Genomic DNA, 15,305 nt, shown 5'->3' with positions numbered 1-15,305 from the left:
ACTGGCAGCTCCTCCCCTCACCCGCCGCCTGCCATGAGCACCCCGATCCGCCCCGACCTCTACGCCCACATCCACAAGGCGCTGCGCTTCTTCATGAGCGACACGCTGCACAAGCTCGGCCAGCTGGACGTGGACGACCCGCTGGACCTGGCCGCCAGCCTGGCCCAGCTCGAATCACTGCTGGACGCCGCCCGCCACCATGTCGACCGGGAGAACGGCTACATCCACCCCGCCATCGAGGCCCGCCGCGCCGGCGCGAGCGCCGCCATCGAGGCCGAGCACGAGGACCACCTGGACAGCATCGCCGCCCTGCGGGCCGAAGGCGCGGCCCTGCGCGCCATGCCGTCGGCCGCCGCCGCCCAGCGCCTGTACCGGCGCTTTGCCGTCTTCGTCGCCCACAACTTCGAGCACATGGGCGTGGAGGAAAGCCGCCACAACCAGGCCCTGTGGGCCACGCACAGCGATGCGGAGCTGCAGGCCCTTCACGGCCGCATCCTGGCCAGCATCGGCCCGCGCGAGATGAGCGAGACGCTGCGCTGGATGATCCCGGCCCTCAGCCCGGCCGAGCGTGCGCTGCTGGTAGTCGGCCTGCCGCCACAGGCGCAGGCGCCGGTGCTGGCCGCCGCCCGCTCCCTGCTGGACGACGGCGCCTGGGCCAAGCTGTGCCGGGCCCTGGGTCAGCCCAGCGTGCCTGGCCTGGTCGAAGCCTGACGGTCGCGCCACCAGGCGGCAGCCTCGCCGCGTGAATTCAGGACCAGCTTGTCGAGGATGTTGGCCACATGCCGCTTGACGGTGTGGGGGCTGAGGTCCAGCGCACGGGCGATGTGCTTGTTGCTGGCACCGGCGGCGATCTGCGCGATGACCTCGGCCTCGCGCTGGGACAGGCGCTCGTCAGGGGACTGGGTCTGCGTGTCGACGGCGATCCGCGTGGCGGGGCGCACGGCCTCGGCCCAGCCGCGCAGGCGGGCCAATTCGGCGCCGTCGAGCAGCTCGCCCCAGTCCTCGCCCGCCATCTGCAGCAGCCTGGGCACGGCCCACATCAGGCCACCCGGTTCGCGCCGGGCCAGCGCCGGTGCGAGGGCCCCGGCCGCGCCGGCCCGGTCGCCGCCTTCCAGCAGCACCGCGGCCAGAAGCACGCGCGCTTCGGCCAATTGACCCAGCAGGTCGCCACCTTCACCGTCGGCGAGGAAACCGCGCCAGGCGGCGATGGCTTCATCGCGCCGGCCCTGCAGTGCCGCGAGCTGGGCCTGCAGGCCGAGCAGCGGCCGCGGGCGGTGCGGCATGACAAGGTCGGGCAGATCCGCGCCGATGCGCGCCAGGCGCTCCAGGGCCTCGGCCAGCGCCTCGCGGTTGCCGGTGGCGGCTGCCATGCGGGCCAGGGAAAAGTGGGCATGCCAGCCGCCCCAGGCCCCATAACCCGGCACCTGCTCGGCCACCCGCAAGCGCATCAAGGCCATGGCCTCGTCGTGGCGGCCGGCGATCAGCTCGAACATGGCATGCAGGGCCTGACCCTGGTTGCGCGCGATGACGATGCGACCCAACCAGGCCGCATCGGCTTCGGCGCGGTCCAGCAGCTGTCGGGATTCTTCCGGCCGGCCCTGCCAGAACAGGTTCCAGGCCTGGGCCGTGTGGGCGTTGACGCCGAAGGGCAGCAACCGGTTGCCCAGCACCTGCATGGCGCCGCGGTACCAGCGGTCGGCCACCGGGGCCATGCCGACGCAGCTGATCTGGCGTGGGGGCGGCGAGCAGATGTACCAAGTCTCCAGCGTGGTCGCGTTGAGCAGCTCGGTGACGAGGGCGTCGAACAGCGGCGCAACCGCGTCGAAGCGGCAGCTTTCCATGGCATGCCAGGTGCGGCCCAACAGTGTCACGCGGCGCAGCTCGCCGCTCAACGCAAACGGGTCGAGGTCGCTAAGCAGGGCCTCAGCCTCCTTGAGGCGGCCCTGGGCGATCAGCAGGATGCTGCGATGGCCGCGCGCCGCGCGCAAGCCGGCCTCGTCGCCACGCGCTTCGAACAGCGCCTCGGCGCGGCTCTGATGCCATTCGGCCTGCTGGGCCTCCCACAGCACCCACAGCGACAGCGCCTTGACGCGGTGCAGCTCGGGGCTGGACTCGGCGAAGGCGGGGTCGAAGCGCTTGGTCAGGTCCAACAGTCCCTGGGCGCCGAGCTGGTTCATCAGCAGGGCGCCATCGTCCAGCAGCAGCTCGGCCGCACGATCGGGCCGGCCGGCGGCGAGCAGCAGGCTCTGGCGGCGCAGCGCATCGGTCTCCAGCGTGGCCGCGCGTTCGAGCTGCAGGCGATGCCGCTCGGGCTGTTCCTGGCGCAGGCGCTGCTGCAGCATGTCGCGAAAGAGCTGGTGCAGGCGCAGCGTGTGCGGCGCCAGGTCGACGACGGTGACAAACAGGGACAGCCGCTCCATCTCGGCCAACCATTGCGCCGCGTGCATATCCTCGCCCAGTGCCTGGCAGCGCGCGGCGTCCAGTTCGTGCAACACGCTGGTGCGCAACAGGAAGCCGCGCAGGCCGGGCTCGAGGCGGTCCAGCACCTCGGCGGCCAGGTAGTCGAAGGTGGCACGGTCGATGGCCGCGGGCAGGCGCTGGCCCTGGCTCATGCCCAGCGCCAGGCGCAAGCCGGCGGGCCAGCCCTGGCAGCGTTCGTACAAGCCCACCGCCGCAGCTTCTTCCAGGCCCGCGGCCTGGGCCAGTTGCTCGACCTCCTCCGGTGCCAGCGCCAGCTCGGCCGGACCGAGGTCGGCCAGCTCGCCGCTCGCGCGCAGGCGGGCCAGCCGCAGCGGGGGCTCGTGGCGGACCGCCAGCACCAGCCGCCAGCGCTCGCCCATGCGGGCCAGCCAGCGGTCCAGGAACTGCTGCGAAGCAGGGTCGGCAAGATGGTGGGCGTCGTCCAGCACGATGAGGCCATGCTGGACCTCGCAGGCCTCCAGCGCATTCAACATCGCATCGGCCACGGTGACGATCTCGGCTCCACCCCGCAGGGCGGCGTCCCGCAGGCCCTCGGGCGCCACGCGCCAGGGCGGGTCGTAGGGCTCGAAGGCGGCAAACAGGCAGTCCAGCAGGCGGCCGAGGTCATCGCCCTCGTCCAGGGCCACCCAGGCGATGGCGGTCTCGGTGGATGCATCGGCCAGGGCCTGGGTCAGGAGCGCCGTCTTGCCATAGCCGGCAGGGGCGCAGATGAGGAGGACGCGCCGGGTATCCAGCGCATGCTTCACGCGGGCCAGCAGGGCTGGGCGCGGCAGCAGCAGGCCGGCACGGGGGCGCGGCGCACGGGTCTTGGTATGGGCGAGAGCCATGGGCGCGCATGATAGGCAGAGCCCCGGGCTTGAGGGGGGTCGAGGGGCCGATTCACTAACGATTGCCTAACGGTGGCTTCCCAGACTGGCGCCCAACCTTGATGGGAGAACCCGCCATGACGCTCGCCCGACTGCTGACTGCCCTCGCCCTCACCGCCAGCCTGGGCGCCCACGCCCAGCAGGGCGTGGACCTGACCGACCAGAACCACAGCCCCGACTTCCCGAGCTGGACGCTGTATGGCAGCGCGCAGGCGCAGAGCTTCACGCCGGGCAATGGCTTCACCTACAGCGTGCTGAACCTGACCCAGGCCGGCACCGGCGGGCAGGCGGGCGCCGGCTGGGCGCCACAGGCACTGGCCCTGGACTTCAACAGCGCCTTCAACTTCCGCTTCTACTTCAACATCCAGAACGACCCCAGCCAGCTGCGCGGCGACGGCCTGACCCTGGTGCTGGCCGATGCCACCGGTGTCGGCAACGGCGGCTCCGACCTCGGCTATGGCGGCCTGTCCTCGGCCAGCGTGGCCTTCGCCGTGGACACCTTCCACTTCGACGGCGAGCCGGTGTCGCCCAGCGTGCAAATCCTCGCCGGCGGCAGCAACACGCCGCTGGCCTTCACCCAGACCGGCCTGGGCGACAGCATCCGCAACGCCAACTACGCCTTCATGGGTGAACTCGCCTACGCGCCCTCCGGCAACGGCGACAACGCCGGCCTGCTGACCGGCACCCTCTCCAATCTGCTGCTGGGCAGCTTCAGCGTGCAGGCGCAGGTGGACTTCGCGGCCCTGGGCCTCGTCGGGCAGCCGGTGTATTACGGCTTCACGGCCGGCAACGGCCTGGCAACCGACGGCCAGACCATCCAGTGGGGTGCGCCCGCACCGGTGCCCGAGCCGGGCAGCTGGGCCATGATCCTCGCCGGCCTGGCCTGCCTGGGCCTGATCGCCAGGCGCCGCCAGGCTCGCTGAGTTTCGCAGTCGCCGGCCCGCCTTCCTTTGCCGGGGCGAGGCCGCCATACTCCGCGCGGTGCATGCGCTCGAACAGATCCTGATCCTCTTCGTGGCGGCCGTGGTGCTGGCCGCCACCGCGCGGCGCGCCGGCGCGCCCTACCCCGTCTTCCTGGCCATAGGCGGCGCCCTGCTGGCCCTGATCCCCGGCGCCCCCAGCCTCAGCCTGCCGCCCGATCTGGTGCTGGCCCTGTTCGTCGCCCCCATCCTGGTCGACGCCGGCTACGACGCCTCGCTGCGCGACCTGAAGGACAACTGGGCGCCCCTGGTCAGCCTGGTCGTCGTCGCCGTGGGCCTGACCACCGCGGCGGTGGCCATCGTCGTCCACACCCTGGTACCCGGCCTGCCCTGGGCCGCGGCCATCGCGCTGGGTGCCATCGTCGCCCCGCCCGACGCCGTGGCGGCTACGGCCGTGCTGCGGCCGCTGCGGCCACCGCAGCGCATCCTGGGCATCCTCGAGGGCGAGAGCCTGCTCAACGACGCCAGCGCCCTGCTGATCTACCGCCTCGCCGTAGGCGCGGCCGCCGCCGGCGGCTTCTCGATGCAGGCGGTGGGGCCGACCTTCCTGCTGGCCGTGCTGGGCAGCCTGATCGCGGGGCCGGCGCTTGGCTTCATCGCCCAGCGCCTCTTCGAGCGTGTGCAGCACATTCCCACGGCCATCATCCTGCAGTTCGTCGGCACCTTCACGGTCTGGCAACTGGCGGAGCATGTCGGCCTTTCGGGCGTGCTGACGACGGTCTGCTTCGCGATGACGCTGGCCCGCCTGGCCCCTGAACGTATCCCGCCCCGCATCCGCATTCCCACCAACGCGGTCTGGGCGACGGTCGTGTTCGCACTGAACATCTTTGCCTTCATCTTCATCGGCCTGCAGCTGCGGCCCATCCTGATGGGCCTGGAAGCGCCGGCGCGCGAGCAATACCTGGGCGTGGCCGCCGCCGTGCTGGCGACGGTCATCGGGGTGCGCATCGTCTGGCATATGAGCTTCAACGCCGTCATCCGCTGGCGCGACCGCCGCCATGGCTTCAACCCCCCGCGGCCCATGCTGAGGCCCACGGTGGGCAGCGGCCTGGTGATCTCCTGGGCCGGCATGCGCGGCATCGTCACGCTGGCGGCGGCCCTGGCCCTGCCCGAGGGCTTCCCGGGCCGCGACCTCATCGTGCTGACGGCCTTTCTCGTCGTGCTGGGCACGCTGCTGATCCAGGGCCTGACGCTGAAACCGCTGCTGCGCGCGCTGAAGCTGCAAGACGGCGACCCCGTCGCCCATGAGGAACACGCGGCCCGCCACCGCATGCTGGAAGCCGCCTTTGCACAGCTGCCCACCGATGGCTCGGCGGCGGTGAACCTGGTGCGCAAGAACCTGAAGATGCATCTGGGCCGGCCGCTGCATGAAAGCGGCAGCCCCTTTGCCTCCTTCGGCGCCGAATACGACGACCGCTACCGCGCTGCCCTGCAGGCCGCCCGCCGGGTGCTGCTCGCCATGCGCGACGCCGGCGACATCGGCGACGACGCCTTCCACACGCTGGAGAACGACCTGGACTGGCTGGAGGTGTCGGACCCGCTGCGGGCCGCGAATGCGGATGCAACGGAATAGCGATCCAGGACTATGCTGGCTTGACCCCTTGGAGAGATCCCATGCACAACAACACCCTCCAACCCGCGTTCCTGAAGTCGTTGATGAGCGCCGGAGCAGACCTCGAACTTCAGTACAACGACCTGGCGCCGCATGCCAACGAAAGAATGGCCGCGGCGCTGGAGCTGGCCAAGCACGCCCAGGAAACCCAGCGTCGCCTCAGGTTCACCGCCCTCAGTGCCGGCACGTCGGGCATCAAGCACCTGGCCGAGGCGGGCGCCGGTTATGTGAGCTTCGCGCTTGTGAACTGATCCGGGCGTGCCCCCCCCCCCAGGCTGGCGGGTCAGTCCTTTCTCTCCACGAGACGGCGGCCAGCATCGGTATAGCCGGTGTGCAAGGGCTCGATGGTCTGGCGCAACCTGAGCAAGGCATCGGCCCCCAGGTGCTGGCCATGGTGGTTCAGCGTGGCGAAGGCCAGGTTGATGATGCGCGCATTGAGGCTGCTGCGGGCCAGTTCGGCCAGCGCCTCAAGCGTGCGCTGATGCTGCTTGCCGACCAGATGCGACATCGCCTCGTTGGCCTGCGCGTTGATGTCCTGGGCGGTGTCGCGCACCAGGATCTCGATGGCGGGCATGGCCGAGGCGGCCAGTTCCAGCAGACGGGTTCGTGGGCGCGACACGCAAAAGCGCCGTGCCAATCGCGTCGCCCAGGTCATCGCTTCCGGAATCGGCTGCTGGCCGGCGCAGCGCACCAGCAGCAGGAGCAGATTGCCGGCCATCTCGTAGGTGAATTCGGGACGGTCGATTTGCGAGGCCAGCTCGCGCAGGCCCGCCTGCGCTGGCGCAGCGCGCCGCAACGCCAGCTGCAGCGCCACTTCGCAGGTCAGCATCAGCGTGCGGACCCGGTAGCTGTCGGGATGGCGACCCAAGGCCCCCTGCAGGCATTTGTGCGCGCGCTCGCAACCGTCGACGTTGGCCACATCCAGGCTCGCGATGGCCAGCGCGACGACGCCCTGGTAGTCCAGCGTGCGCGAATTCGCGCCTATGGTCAGCGCCGCACCCAGATGCTTGGCGGCCTCGCCGCTATAGCCGAGGTAGAGCTGCAGCGAGCCGAGCTTTTGCAGGCGCGAGACATTGCCGGGCGTGATCTGCACCGCCTTGGCAAGCACCTCGACGGCCGCCTCGACCTTCATCTCCTCCAGCAAGGCACGGCCGTAGACGTCGTAGGCGTCGGCATAGGCCGGGTTCTCGGCCAGCAGGGTCTCCAGGGCCCGGCAGGCCTTGTCGGTATCGGCATCGCCCAGATCGATCTTGGCCAGGCCCAGCCGGGCCCAGGGCACGGCCTTGTAGGCCAGCACGGCCTCGAGCATGCGTCGCGCCGCGTCGAGCTGGCCCAGGCGCAGATAGAGCTCGGAGCCGATGCGCGCGGCATAGACCTTGTAGGTCGCGCTGTCGCGAAACATCGCCTCGCACAGCTGGGCCGCCTTGGCATAGTCGCCGGCCTCGATGGCCTGGAACACCGGCTTGAAGGCCTGCTTGCGCTCCAGCACCACCTGCAGCCTCTCCTCGAACTGGCGGGCCGTGAAGGGCTTGAGCAGATAGTCATCGAGCGCGCCTTCCAGGGCTTCGGCCACATGTTGATAGCGGGCCTCGCTGGTCACCATGATGAAGGCCGTCTGCATGGGCAGGCCCTTGGCCTGGCGCAGCTCGTCCAGCAGATCCTGGCCCGTCATGTCGTGCGGACCCTGCTGGCGAAAGGTCATGTCACTGATGATCAGGTCATAAGGCTGCGGTGCGCTCTTGATCAGGCGGCGCGCTTCCTCCGGGCGGCGGGCCATCTGCAGATGCTGATGCCGAACCCCCAGTTCGCGCAGCAGGCGGCCCAGCACCGAGCGCGACAGCTCGCCCTCGTCGATGACCAGGACCTGCAGCTGATCGACCGGTATCCCGCCACCCGAAGACAGCCAGTGCGGTTGGTTTGCCAATGACACCTCTTTCAAGTCACCGCAGGGGTAGCCACGAGGGGCGATCCGCGTACCGCGAATGTTTCCACATTCACCGCGATCCGTAACGCACTAAGCCAGCAGTTGCTCCAACCGCTGCTCGCGCAGCCCGTAAAAACGCTTGATCTCGGCAATCTGCGCCAGCAGCTCCGGCCGGCGTGCGGCCAGGGCCTCGGCCGCGGCGCCTTGGACCTTCACGGCCAGGATCATCTTGTTCTTGCTGGTGTGCTCCAGCGCGATGAACTCGAAGACCTGGGTGCGGTAGCCCTGGCTTTCCAGCAGCAGGGCGCGCAGGGAATCGGTCACCATCTCGGCCTCCTGGCCCAGATGGATGCCATGCTGCAGCATGGGCCTGAGCACGGCCGGCAGCGTCATCTGCGGGCGCAGCTCCTTGTGGCAGCAGGGCGAGCTCATGATGACCTTGGCGCCCGACTGCAGGCCGACATGCAGGGCATGGTCGGTGGCGATGTCGCAGGCATGCAGGGCGATCATCACGTCCAGGGGCTGCACGGCCTGGGTGCGCACATCGCCCTCGTCAAATTGCAGGCCGCCCAGGCCTTCGCCTTCAACGATGGCGCTGCACAGCCTGACCATGTCGCTGCGCAGCTCGATGCCCTTGACCCGGGGTTGCAGGCCGTGGGCCTGCAACCAGTCATGCACCGCAAAGGTCAGATAGCCCTTGCCCGAGCCGAAATCGGCCACGCGCACGGGGCCTGCCAGGCCGGCCTCTTCGACGGCCGAGGACAGGATCTCGACGAAGCGGTTGATCTGCTTCCATTTGCGCGCCATCGCCGGCACCAGGGCCGGCTCGCCCTTGACGAGATGGGTCAGGCCCAAGGCCGACCAGACCGGGTGGGCCATGTCCAGCGGCCTCTGCTTGGCCTTGTCATGGGCAGCCGGTGCGGGCGTTTCTGCACCTTCGAGGCGCGTCACCCGCAGCGTCTCGCGGCCCTTGCGGCTGACGGCGAACTGCACCTCCTCGGTCGCCGTGTGGAGATGCGCGTTGCGAAAGCGTGCCCCCAGCAGCGTGGCGATCTCGGCCAAGCCAGCCTCGGGCGCATGGTTCTTGGTGACGTCCTTGGTCCGGTGCCGCCACAGAAAGCTCAGCGCCGGCTCGCCGCGCAGTTCGACCAGGCGCACGGTCAGCCGTTCGACATCCGCGTCATCGCCGACCGGGCCGGACAGCAACAGCTTGCCGAACTGGCCGCCGGCAATGGCCAGGCGGACGAGGTGCAGAAAGCGTTCGTGGGCCGGCGCGGTGGCGGCGGGTGGGGGCGTGATGAGGGAGGTGAACAACGGTGCGGACATGAGCCACCAATTGTCCGTGATGCCCACCGGCAGCGCTTCAGCAGGGGTCGGAGGGCGGCGGCAGGTAGTTCTGCTTCAGCACCAGTCGCGCCATCCGATGCGGCACATGCCGAACATAGGGCCGGCCGGCGCTGTTGGAGATGAAGTGGAAGTACTCGCCCCTGTCGTTCATGCAGTAGCGCTCGAGGATGATGTCCACGGTGTAGCCCTCGACGGTCTGCCGGCGTTCCAGTTCCGTCACGATACTTACCGAATGCCCCGAGAAGGCATAGCGTTCATCCGCCGAGGCCACCGCGGAATTCTTGAATTGCGCATGCGCGCGCGACCGGAACTTGGCGCGGGCCTGCCGTTCCGACTTCTGCATCGCGAACCAGCTCCAGACCAGGCCGGCACCCACGAAAAAGACGGCCAGCCCGATCTCGACAGAGGAAATCTTCATCGTCACTCCACCACGACGACGATTGTCGCGGTGGGCGCGAACACCTCAGGCGTGCGTGATGTGCACCCGCGTCTGCGCCGTATCCAGATGCGGCAGCGTATTGAAGGTGACGAGGTGGTGACGCTTGGGATTGAAGGCGAACTCGGTGACGGCCGAGTTGCGGATGCGCAGGTTCAACTCCACAAAGGTCTCGGGCGGCGTGCTCAGCACCTGGGCCACGGCGGTGGCGATGGGGCCGCCGCTGGAGACGATCAGCACCTGCTTGCCCACGCCCAGGGCCAGCACGCGGGCCAGGGCGTCGGCCACGCCGGCGGCGAAGTCGGCATGGCTGGGCATGCCCATGGGCGCCGTCTCGCCGCTCATCCAGGCCAGCAGCCCCTGGCGGAGCAGGCGGAAGTGCTGCTTGACCATCTCCGGATCGGTCGGCTTGCCCAGGGGCTCGGGATGGATGGCGCGCACGACGGCCTCGCTGTCGTACTCGTTGAGCCCGGGCAGCGCAACGGCGGGCAGATCCTCGCCATAGCCTTCGACGATGCCGGCCAGGGACTGGGCATGGCGCTTCAGCGTGCCGGTGAAGACGGCGTCGAAGCGCTGGCCGCGCTCGCGCCAGTAGGCGCCGAGATGGCGGCATTGCTCATGGCCCTTGGCGCTGAGCTGGTCGTAGTCGGCCGCGCCGAAGCTGGCCTGGCCGTGGCGGACGAGGTAGAGGCTTCCCATGGCCTGCATCATGGACCGCAGAAAGGCCTGCAGCTGTCGCGACAATGACGCCATGTCCCGACTCCGACAAGCCACCCGCGACGACACGGCCGAGCTCTGGCGCGTGCGCTATGCCGTCACCGAAAACAAGCTGACGCCGGGCCGCATCTCCGATGCCGAGCTGCATGCCTATCTTGAGGACCATGGCCGCGGCTGGGTGGTCGAACTGGAACCCGGCCGCATTGCCGGCTTTGCCATCGCCGACGCGCGCGATGGCCATATTTGGGCCATGTTCGTCGACCCGCCCCTGCATGGCCAGGGCTACGGCCGCCAGCTGCACGACGTGATGGTGGAGTGGCTGTTCGCCCAGGGCCACCCGCGCCTGGACCTGGGCACCATGCCCGGCTCACGCGCCGAGGCCTTCTACCGGCGCGCCGGCTGGAAACCGACCGACGAGGGCCTGGATGCCTACGGCGACAAGCGCTTCGAATTGCTGAAACAGGATTGGAATCCCCATGCTTGAAACCCACGTCATCGAGACCGGCCCCAACCCCGGCACGAGCATCATCGTGCTGCACGGCCTGGGCGCCGACGGCTATGACTTCGTGCCCATCTGCGGTGAGCTGGATCTGAAGACCCTCGGCGCGGTGCGCTTCGTCTTTCCGCATGCGCCCGAGCGGCCGGTCACCATCAACGGCGGCTATGTGATGCGGGCCTGGTACGACATCCTGGGCACCGACCTCGTCAAGCGCGAGGACGAAGCCGGGCTGCGCGAGTCGCTGCGCCAGATCAGCGAACTCATCGCCGGCGAGCGCCAGCGCGGCATCCCGGCCGCGCGCATCGTGCTGGTTGGCTTCTCGCAAGGCTGTGCCATGGCGCTGATGACGGCTCTGCGCTATCCCGAGCGCCTCGCCGGTGCCGTGGGCCTGTCGGGCTATCTGCCCCTGGCCGCGACGACGTCGGCCGAGCGCTCAGCAGCCAATGCCGACCTGCCCATCTTCATGGCCCACGGCACGCAGGACCCGGTCGTCGTGCCGGCCCGCGGCACGGCCAGCCGCGACGCGCTGCGCGCCCTGGGACATGAGGTCGAGTGGCACGACTACCCCATGCCGCACTCGGTCTGCATGGAAGAAATTGAAGATCTGAACGCCTGGCTGCTGAAACAACTGGCTTGAATTCGCTCCTCTGTTTTCGCCATCGGCATGCGGCGGCCTCGGGCAAGATCAAGTAGTCATGGAGCGCCTGGCCGAACAGATCGTTGACTGGCACAACCGCCACCCGCTTGCGCGGCGCATTGCTGTGGGCGATGTGCACACCGTGGGCGTGGTGGCCCTGCCCTTTGTGCGCGCCTCGGCCGAGGCCGGCGCCCTGGTGGAGCCGGTGCTGACGGATGTCGTCAGCGCCTTTGACGAACTGCACGGCTCGCCGCCGCTGTCGCGCTGGGCGGCCTGGCAGCAGCGCCTCAAAGCTCTGCCGGCCCTGCTCAGCCGGCGCCCGCGCACGCAATGGCGGGCCTTCAGCGAGAAATTCCTGCCCGGCCTGAGCCCGGCCCAGGTCGAGCGCTTTGCGCTGGCCCATGGCTTTGCCGAGCCGCCCGCCACGCCGGAGAGCAAGCCCTGGCGCGTCATCGTCATCGACGAGAGCCTGGCCAGCAGCCACGGCGGCTGGCCCTTCGAGCTCTATCTGATGACGGCCGGCATCGACGTCGGCAGCGCCCGCACCCGCGTGCTGGCCGGCCGCGGCATCCCTTCGGAGATTGCCGGCCGGCGGCTTTGGGACCCGATCCGACTGGGTGCGGCCGCCACCGTGCTGGCGGTCTTGATCGCCGTGGGCGCCTGGGCGCTGTGGCCCAAACGCGCGGCCGAGCCGGTCGCTGCACCGCCCTCAGCGGCGGCATCGGCTGCCTCGGCACCGGTGCTGCCGGCATCTGCCTCGGCGGCCTCCGCTCCAGCTTCGGCCGCGGAAGCGCCCGCCAGCGAGGCTGCCAGCGACGCGCCACCGCCCGACATCCGCCCCCGCCTCGTGGAGCGCACCGACGGCATCAAGCGCCCGCCCATCCTGCGCTCGGACAAAGCCTCCGAGGTGTCCGCTGAAAAGCCCGCCGACAAGCCCGAGCCTGGCGCCAGCAAACCCGAGCCCGCCGACCCGCGCCTGATTCGCCTGGCCCAAACACCGGACAAGATCGTCGTCGCCCTGGTCGGCCCACCGGGCAGCAAGGCCGAGGCCGAGGCCCTGCTGGCCAAGATGAAGGCCGGCCTGGTCGGCGTGCACAGCGACCCCAATGCCCTGCAGGCCGACGTCATCCAGACGCCGGAAGGCTGGCGCGCCACCATCTGGCCCTTCCCGAGCCGGGAGCAGGCCCAGCTGATCAACGCGACGCTGGTGGCGCGCGGCCTCAAGACCAAGGCGGTGAACTTCTAACGCCGGATGACGAAGGCGCGCTTGTCGCCGGCGTCGAAGCCGCAGCGCTCGTAGAAGGCCCAGACCGCGGGGTCCTTGCGGCCGGTGGTCAGCACCACCTTGTAGCAAGCGACCTTCCAGGCTTCTTCGATGGCATGGCGCACCACCGTCTGGCTATGGCCGCGACCGCGGTGGTCGGCATGGGTCACGACGTTCTCGATGACGCCATAGCTGCCGCCGCCGCGTGTCAGGTTGGGAATGACGGCGAGGTTGCAGCTGGCGATCAGCGCTTCGCCATCGAACACGCCGAAATGGCGCAATCCCGGATGTGCGAACACGGCGAGCACCGCCTCTGGCGAAGGCGGCGCATCGCCAGCGTTCAGATGCTGATAGAGATCAACAAGGGCATCGACATCGCCGATGCCCAGATCACGGATCGCGACCTCTCCCTTCACTTGACCTCGAGCTTCATCGTGTTGGCGATGAAGGCCAGGATGTCGCTGCGCTCCTCGATGATCTTGGAGGTCGGCTTGCCGGCGCCGTGGCCGGCATTGGTCTCGATGCGGATCAGCTTCGGAGCCGGCCCCGTGTCGGCGGCCTGCAGCGTGGCGGCGTACTTGAAGCTGTGGGCCGGCACGACGCGGTCGTCGTGGTCGCCCGTCGTGATCAGCACGGCCGGGTATTTGGCGCCGTTCTTGATGGTGTGGACCGGCGAGTAGGCATACAGCGCATTGAACATCTCCGGGCTGTCGGCGCTGGTGCCGTAGTCGGTGGCCCAGGCCCAGCCGATGGTGAAGTTCTGGTAGCGCAGCATGTCCATCACGCCGACCTGCGGCACGGCAGCGGCAAACAGATCCGGGCGCTGGTTGGTGACCGCGCCGACCAGCAGGCCGCCGTTGCTGCCGCCGTTGATGGCCAGCGTCGCCGGGCTGGCGACCTTGTTCTTGACCAGCCATTCGCCGGCGGCGATGAAATCGTCAAAGACGTTCTGCTTCTTCAGCTTGGTGCCGGCCTCATGCCAGGCCGAGCCGTATTCGCCGCCGCCGCGGATGGAGGCGATGACGTAGACGCCGCCCATCTTCATCCACGTGGCCGCCGTGACGCCATAGCCGGGCGTGATGGAGATGTCGAAGCCGCCGTAGCCGTAGAGCAGGGTCGGGTTGTTGCCGTCCAGCTTCAGGCCCTTCCTGGCGGCGATGAAGATGGGGAAGCGGGTGCCGTCCTTGCTGGTGACGAACTCGCGGCGCGTTTCGAACTCGTCGGCGTTGAAGGCCGTCTTGGGCTTCTTGAACAGGCTGACCTTGCCGGTCTTGACGTCGTAGCGGTGGATCTCGGCCGGGGTCGTCAGGCTGGTGTAGCTGAAGAAGGTTTCCTGGTCGCCCCAGCGGCCGCCGAAGCCGCTTGCCGTACCGACGCCGGGCAGCTTGACCTCGCTGAGCTGCTTGCCGTCGGCGCCATGCACACGCACCAGCGTCGCGGCGTCATGCAGATAGCTGAGCAGGAAGCGGCCGCCGACGGCGGAGGCCATGGTCATGGCGTCGGGGCCTTCGGCGACCAGCGTCTTCCAGCCGGCAGGGGCGGGATTCTTCAGGTCGATGGCGACCAGCTTGCCACGCGGCGCACCCTTGTCGGTCTTGACGATGAGCTTGCCGCCGACGGCGGCGATGGCGCTGTACTGCGCATCGAAGTCCAGCGTGATGGGCTGGGGCTTGCCGCCGGCGAAGGCGCCCTTGGGCAGGGGCAGGACCATCAGGCCGTTCTTGCTGCCGGCGCTCTTCCAGACGCTGATCAAGAGCAGCTGGCCGTCGTCCGACACCTCGGTGCCGAAGCCCCACTCCTTGTCCTCGCGGTTCTCGGCGACGAGCACGTCCTCGGCCTGCGGCGTGCCCAGGCGGTGGTAGTAGAGCTTCTGGAAGTAGTTGGCGCCCTTGAGCTTCTCGCCTTCCTTGGGCGCGTCGTAGCGGGCGTAGAAGAAGCCCTTGCCGTCGATCGTCCAGGAGGCGCCGCTGAACTTGACCCATTCGATGGTGTCGGCGAGGTCCTGGCCGGTGGCCAGGTCGCGCACCTTCCAGGTTTGCCAGTCGGAGCCGGCGCCGGCGATGCCATAGGCCAGCAGCTTGCCGTCGCGCGAGGGCGCCAGGCCGCTCAGGGCCACGGTGCCGTCCTTGCTCATGGCATTGGGGTCCAGGGCGACGGCGGGCGTGTCGGTCAGGGACTTGGCCGTGTAGATGACGTTCTGCTGCTGCAGGCCGTCGTTGCGGGTCCAGAAGTAGCGGCCGCCTTCATGGAAGGGGATGCCGAAGCGCTCGAAGTTGTAGAGCTCGGTGTAGATGCGGCGCGCCGGCAGGCGCTGCGGCATGGCGGCCAGGAACTTGTCGGTGACCTCGTTCTGCTGGACGACCCAGGCCTTGGTGTCGGCGCTGTTGTCGTCTTCCAGCCAGCGGTAGGGGTCGGCAACGGCGGTGTCGTGATAGGCGTCGACCTGGTCGACCTTGCGCGTGTTGGGGTAGCTGAGGCCCTGGGCCTGGGCGCTGGTGGCGAGAACGGCTGCGAGGGTGATGGCAGACAAGGTGAGCTTCAT

General features: G+C 69.1%; 14 protein-coding genes. 7 read left to right on the top strand and 7 right to left on the bottom strand.

Translation table 11 applies throughout. From position 1 onward, the window contains the following. The first annotated feature begins 33 nt into the window (after positions 1–33). The gene (locus J2X20_RS27265; protein WP_310272501.1) at positions 34–711 is read left to right on the top strand and encodes a hemerythrin domain-containing protein; all 678 of its coding nucleotides are present in this window, start codon (positions 34–36) and stop codon (positions 709–711) included. Here J2X20_RS27265 and J2X20_RS27260 read toward each other — a convergent pair. Next, the gene (locus tag J2X20_RS27260; protein ID WP_310272499.1) at positions 678–3,308 is read right to left on the bottom strand and encodes a winged helix-turn-helix domain-containing protein; all 2,631 of its coding nucleotides are present in this window, start codon (positions 3,306–3,308) and stop codon (positions 678–680) included. The genes J2X20_RS27265 and J2X20_RS27260 overlap by 34 nt on opposite strands. A gap of 116 nt (positions 3,309–3,424) precedes the next feature. On the opposite strand from J2X20_RS27260, the gene J2X20_RS27255 reads away from it, so the two are divergent. From J2X20_RS27255 to J2X20_RS27245, 3 genes are read left to right on the top strand one after another with little or no spacing between them, the layout of a single operon-like run. Then, positions 3,425–4,270, top strand: coding sequence for a PEP-CTERM sorting domain-containing protein (locus tag J2X20_RS27255; RefSeq protein WP_310272497.1), 846 nt, complete (start codon positions 3,425–3,427; stop codon positions 4,268–4,270). A 58-nt stretch (positions 4,271–4,328) separates the two neighbouring features. After that, on the top strand, positions 4,329–5,900 hold the full coding sequence (locus J2X20_RS27250; RefSeq protein ID WP_310272495.1) for a cation:proton antiporter: 1,572 nt from the start codon (positions 4,329–4,331) through the stop codon (positions 5,898–5,900). Between the two features lie 41 nt (positions 5,901–5,941). Beyond that, entirely contained in the window at positions 5,942–6,190 is a 249-nt protein-coding gene (locus tag J2X20_RS27245) for a hypothetical protein (protein WP_310272494.1), read from the top strand. A gap of 32 nt (positions 6,191–6,222) precedes the next feature. Here J2X20_RS27245 and J2X20_RS27240 read toward each other — a convergent pair whose 3' ends face one another. From J2X20_RS27240 to J2X20_RS27225, 4 genes are all read right to left on the bottom strand, one after another. Beyond that, positions 6,223–7,863, bottom strand: coding sequence for a response regulator (locus J2X20_RS27240; RefSeq protein ID WP_310272492.1), 1,641 nt, complete (start codon positions 7,861–7,863; stop codon positions 6,223–6,225). 90 nt (positions 7,864–7,953) lie between these two features. Continuing rightward, entirely contained in the window at positions 7,954–9,189 is a 1,236-nt protein-coding gene (locus tag J2X20_RS27235; RefSeq protein ID WP_310272490.1) for a class I SAM-dependent methyltransferase, read from the bottom strand. Between the two features lie 37 nt (positions 9,190–9,226). Continuing rightward, positions 9,227–9,628 (bottom strand): hypothetical protein, encoded by a 402-nt coding sequence (locus J2X20_RS27230; RefSeq protein ID WP_310272489.1) that lies wholly within the window; start codon positions 9,626–9,628, stop codon positions 9,227–9,229. A gap of 45 nt (positions 9,629–9,673) precedes the next feature. Further along, positions 9,674–10,345, bottom strand: coding sequence for a histidine phosphatase family protein (locus J2X20_RS27225; RefSeq protein ID WP_310272486.1), 672 nt, complete (start codon positions 10,343–10,345; stop codon positions 9,674–9,676). Between the two features lie 52 nt (positions 10,346–10,397). Here J2X20_RS27225 and J2X20_RS27220 point away from each other — a divergent pair, with 52 nt between their 5' ends. The 3 genes from J2X20_RS27220 to J2X20_RS27210 are packed head-to-tail and all read left to right on the top strand — an operon-like array spanning position 10,398 to position 12,745. Beyond that, complete coding sequence (locus J2X20_RS27220; protein ID WP_310272484.1) at positions 10,398–10,847, top strand: GNAT family N-acetyltransferase; 450 nt, start codon at positions 10,398–10,400, stop codon at positions 10,845–10,847. Beyond that, positions 10,840–11,499: an alpha/beta hydrolase gene (locus J2X20_RS27215; protein WP_310272482.1), complete on the top strand. Its 660-nt coding sequence runs from the start codon at positions 10,840–10,842 to the stop codon at positions 11,497–11,499. The genes J2X20_RS27220 and J2X20_RS27215 overlap by 8 nt, the downstream gene beginning before the upstream one ends. Before the next feature lie 58 nt (positions 11,500–11,557). After that, positions 11,558–12,745, top strand: coding sequence for a hypothetical protein (locus J2X20_RS27210; RefSeq protein WP_310272480.1), 1,188 nt, complete (start codon positions 11,558–11,560; stop codon positions 12,743–12,745). Here J2X20_RS27210 and J2X20_RS27205 read toward each other — a convergent pair. Both J2X20_RS27205 and J2X20_RS27200 read right to left on the bottom strand, forming a co-directional pair. Beyond that, positions 12,742–13,179: a GNAT family N-acetyltransferase gene (locus tag J2X20_RS27205; RefSeq protein ID WP_310272479.1), complete on the bottom strand. Its 438-nt coding sequence runs from the start codon at positions 13,177–13,179 to the stop codon at positions 12,742–12,744. The two genes, J2X20_RS27210 and J2X20_RS27205, sit on opposite strands and share 4 nt — an antisense overlap. Continuing rightward, positions 13,176–15,305 (bottom strand): prolyl oligopeptidase family serine peptidase, encoded by a 2,130-nt coding sequence (locus J2X20_RS27200; RefSeq protein ID WP_310272477.1) that lies wholly within the window; start codon positions 15,303–15,305, stop codon positions 13,176–13,178. The genes J2X20_RS27205 and J2X20_RS27200 overlap by 4 nt, the downstream gene beginning before the upstream one ends.

It is taken from the genome of Roseateles saccharophilus (assembly GCF_031458095.1).
Taxonomy (GTDB): Bacteria; Pseudomonadota; Gammaproteobacteria; order Burkholderiales; family Burkholderiaceae_C; genus Pelomonas; species Pelomonas saccharophila_A.
This window is presented reverse-complemented; position numbering and strand designations above follow the sequence as displayed.